The sequence below is a fragment of the Moorena sp. SIO3I6 genome, assembly GCF_010672095.1.
Map to the genome: position 1 here is coordinate 1 of NZ_JAAHHU010000406.1, position 3,802 is coordinate 3,802.

Here is a 3,802-nt window from a genome sequence, read left to right on the forward strand (position 1 = left end):
TGTCGGGAGTCGGGAGTCGGGAGTCGGGAGTCGGGAGTCGGGAGTCGGGGTTGCGGAAAATGAACAAAATTACAACAATCCCCGACTTGTGAACAAGCCGGGAAAGCATAGTATACCAATCCTAAATGAATTGTGAGAATTTTTGTTCTCTTTTCCCTACTCCCGTCTTGATGCAGTCGCTCATGGGGGAAACCACGGCAATAGCGAGTGGGGGAGACCCCCAAGACCGCACTGGCTCCCCAAGACCGCGCTGCATCGCTACTCCCTACTCCCTGTTCCCTGTTCCCTATTCCCTGTTCCCTGTTCCCTGTTCCCTTTTGTATAGGTATTGGCATTTGGATGGGGAAAATCGTCCTCGCTTCAGCTCGGGTGAAATATGGGGCTAAACAGGTCTTGCCCTTGAGAAAAATCCCTCAACCATGAGGGTTGTAGCTGACGGGTGTACCTGCTGAAGTCCGTCATTTTTTTTTAACCGGGCTTTCAGCAGGTATGAGGACTTAGGATTTGACAAATTGACAGTAATGTGATATTAGCTCAAATTGTTGCAACAATCTTATGGGAGATTGAGTAGGAACCGGAATGTAGGGTTTGATATGAGGTTTGATATGAGGTTTATGAGGTTTGATATGAGGTTTATGAGGTTTGATATGAGTTTTATGAGGTTTTAGATGAGTAGTATGAGGTTTGAGATAAGTAGTATGAGCTTTTACATGAGCTTTTATATGAGGTTTTATGAGGTTTTAGATGAGTAGTATGAGGTTTGAGATAAGTAGTATGAGGTTTTATATGAGCTTTTATATGAGCTTTTATATGAGTTTTATGAGATTCAAAACTGTGAAAAATCCTAAGATAGTTATCTGTAGGGGAACCAAAGAATGTAATCACTTCTTTTTTCCTACAATCCCTTTGTAAACAGTCAATCTCACAGGAGTTAGTTATGGCAACTTTTAAATCTGTTTCTGGTGATGACCACGAGCATATCTACGGTGGTGTTGATCAAAACGGCAAAATGTGGGGTGAAGGCTTCACTGTTACAAAAGGTGATCCAGGGTGTTACACAATAACATTTAATCCTGATAAACAATTTGGCGAAAAGCCTGGAGTAGTCGCTTCAGTTTATGTGGATGAGAATAATACATATAGCGTGCCTAACCTGTCTGTTTCAGTATCTAATGTTTCAGTGTCTAGTTTTGACTGCTACACTACTAATGAAGACGGGGATTTAAAACGTGCTCCTTTCACCTTTATTGCTTTTGGTGAAAAAAAGAAGTAAACTGACTAGGAGAAATAGCGGTTATAGCCCTTGTTTAGCAAGGGATACAGCAGAGGAATAAAAAAAAAGATAGGTCAAATATAGTAACTCTGACCTATCTACCAAAAATGATAGCTAAAACATACCAGGAAATTATACAAAATCAGCTGTATCACAGCAGGTATTTGTTGGTGACCTTAGTCGTTGCGAGCCTAAAACTACTCAGACAGGTCAAACTATAAGTGTTAGAGGTTGTCTGAGAAGTCTCATTTGCTACATCCAAGCCCCCGTTGGTCCCCCAATTCTGGGGGACTTTTACAAGCAAATTGACTCTTGTTCCCCCCAAAGTTGGGGGGTTAGGGGGGCAAAATTCAGTATAAAAAACTTTTCAGATATCCTCTTAGAACCCAAGGAAATAGCGGTATGAATACCACTTATTCAGAAGCGGTGAAAACAGCGCAAACCTATTATGATGGTGCAGAAACAGACCAATTGTATGCTACTTTCTGGGGTGGGGAGCATATCACTTATGGGATATACAAGAGTTCGGATGAACCGATCCATGATGCCTCCAAGCGCACGGTGGAAACAATTGCCCAAACTCTGGAAAATCTAGCTCCCAATTCACGAGTCATCGATCTAGGTGCTGGTTATGGAGGGGCGGCGCGGTATCTGGCCAAAACCTACGGTTGTTCTGTCTGCTGTCTCAATTTAAGCGAACGGCAAAATCAACGGAACCGCCAACTGAACCAAGAGCAGAATTTAGCCCACTTGATTGAGGTAACTCAGGGGAGTTTTGAGGATATTCCCTATCCAGACAATTCCTTTAATATTGTCTGGTCCCAGGATGCGATTTTACACAGTAGCGATCGCACTCAGGTCTTTGAAGAAATTAAGAGGGTTTTGCAGCCAGGGGGAGAGTTGATTTTTACTGACCCCATGCAAAAGGAGACTTGTCCACCAGGGCTACTGCAACCAGCCTTTGACCGTCTGCGTATCAAGGATATGGGTTCCTATCGCTTTTATAGTCAGACAGCCCAGGAATTGGGTTTTGAGGAATTGCACTTTATTGACCTTTCGGAAAATGTCCCTATCCATTATCGACGATTTGGGAAAGAAGTGCGCGAACGCTATCAGGAGGTAGTCAGAATGACTTCCACCGAATTTGCCAATAAAACCTTGAAAAGCATTGAACCCTGGATCGAGTATTACGAAAAAGGGTACATGCAGTGGGGCATTTGGCATTTTCGCCTGGGGTAAAATTTTTGGGAGTCAAGCTGTGACGATTTACTTTTACGACATTAGCGAAAAGCCCTATGGTTCTTTCTCCAACTTTTCCCCCCATGGGTTTGAACTGGACGGACTCTGGTGGCCCACCTCAGAGCATTATTTCCAAGCCCAGAAATTTGCTGGTACCTCCGATGTAGAAGAAATTCGCTGTTGCAAGACTCCCGCAGAAGCTGCGAGCATGGGACGAGAGCGTACTCGTCCTCTGCGCAGGGATTGGGAAGACATCAAAGAGGATGTTATGGGGCGAGGCTTACTCTGTAAGTTTCAAACCCATGCTGATATCCGCGAAATTCTGCTGAGGACAGGGGACGAACTAATTGTGGAAGATGCTCCCCAGGATTATTATTGGGGTTGTGGGAAAGATAGGAGCGGTAAGAATCGCCTGGGAGAAATTTTAATGGAAATTCGAGCTATCTTACGAGAATCTTGAGCAGGAGTAATGCTGAAGAACCATGACAGAGTTAATGAATGCCGTTATTCTTACTGAATTTGGAGCTTGTAAGGATTTTATGGGTCTACCAAATTGGCGATGTAAAACTGTCAGGAAATAATTAATCTAATCTTGATTGGGCGGGAGTTTTAGTTTTTGAAAGAATGATTTTTTATAAATCACCTGCCCAATCATACTTAGTGGCCTCATACTTAGTGGGCAATAAGCGCGTTTTTCTGCATACTAGGTTCGGTAGAGCCATTTTTATCTACTCCATCCGAAATGCTTGATATGAAATCCTTCCCAAATAACCAGGATTTTTGACTTTCCAAACACAATCTTACCTTGGAATAACCATGACACTATCACAATCAGAAAAAGAATATCCTCTTTCAAAAGACGAAGCTTTGATTTACGATTGGCGCATCCATAGTATTCGCCAAGCACTGAAACAAAAAGGAAAAGCCACAGGTCCTTTGGAAATTGAAGATTTGCTAGAATTGGATCACTTAGACCAATACCACTACTTTGGCACCAAAGCTTGCGATCGCGCTATCGATCGTTTGGCACTATCCCCCAACTCGCGAGTTTTGGACATTGGCAGCGGTATTGGTGGGCCGGCTCGATACATTAGTTATAAAACCGAATGTCACATCCAATGTGTGGAATTAAGAAAGAGTTTTAACGAAATTGCCCAAGAACTTACCCAACGAGTGGGACTTGACGAACGCATCCAATACCTCACAGGCAATATTCTAAGTCCCCAAGTCATTGACGCCCTGTTGCCAAGCTCATTTGACAGCGTCATTTCTTTTCTGTCATTTTTACAC

General features: G+C 43.1%; 5 protein-coding genes. All 5 read left to right on the forward strand.

Translation table 11 applies throughout. The annotated features are described in order from the left end of the window. Positions 1–182: 182 nt before the first annotated feature. Entirely contained in the window at positions 183–386 is a 204-nt protein-coding gene (locus tag F6K49_RS36900) for a hypothetical protein (RefSeq protein WP_293104895.1), read from the forward strand. A gap of 551 nt (positions 387–937) precedes the next feature. Continuing rightward, positions 938–1,273, forward strand: a complete 336-nt coding sequence (locus tag F6K49_RS36905; RefSeq protein WP_293074184.1) for a hypothetical protein — start codon at positions 938–940, stop codon at positions 1,271–1,273. A 402-nt stretch (positions 1,274–1,675) separates the two neighbouring features. Further along, positions 1,676–2,512 carry a class I SAM-dependent methyltransferase gene (locus F6K49_RS36910; protein ID WP_293104899.1) on the forward strand — a complete coding sequence of 279 codons (837 nt, stop codon included), beginning with the start codon at positions 1,676–1,678 and terminating at the stop codon, positions 2,510–2,512. A 19-nt stretch (positions 2,513–2,531) separates the two neighbouring features. Beyond that, on the forward strand, positions 2,532–2,972 hold the full coding sequence (locus F6K49_RS36915; protein WP_293104902.1) for an NADAR family protein: 441 nt from the start codon (positions 2,532–2,534) through the stop codon (positions 2,970–2,972). 356 nt (positions 2,973–3,328) lie between these two features. Then, a partial coding sequence (locus F6K49_RS36920) for a methyltransferase domain-containing protein (protein ID WP_293104905.1) occupies positions 3,329–3,802 on the forward strand: 474 nt, incomplete at its 3' end.

What these genes read in the sequence shown, in the direction of transcription:
- F6K49_RS36900 (WP_293104895.1), top strand. Translation starts at nt 183, where the DNA reads ATGGGGGAAACCACGGCAATAGCGAGTGGGGGAGACCCCCAAGACCGC.
- F6K49_RS36905 (WP_293074184.1), top strand. Translation starts at nt 938, where the DNA reads ATGGCAACTTTTAAATCTGTTTCTGGTGATGACCACGAGCATATCTAC.
- F6K49_RS36910 (WP_293104899.1), top strand. Translation starts at nt 1,676, where the DNA reads ATGAATACCACTTATTCAGAAGCGGTGAAAACAGCGCAAACCTATTAT.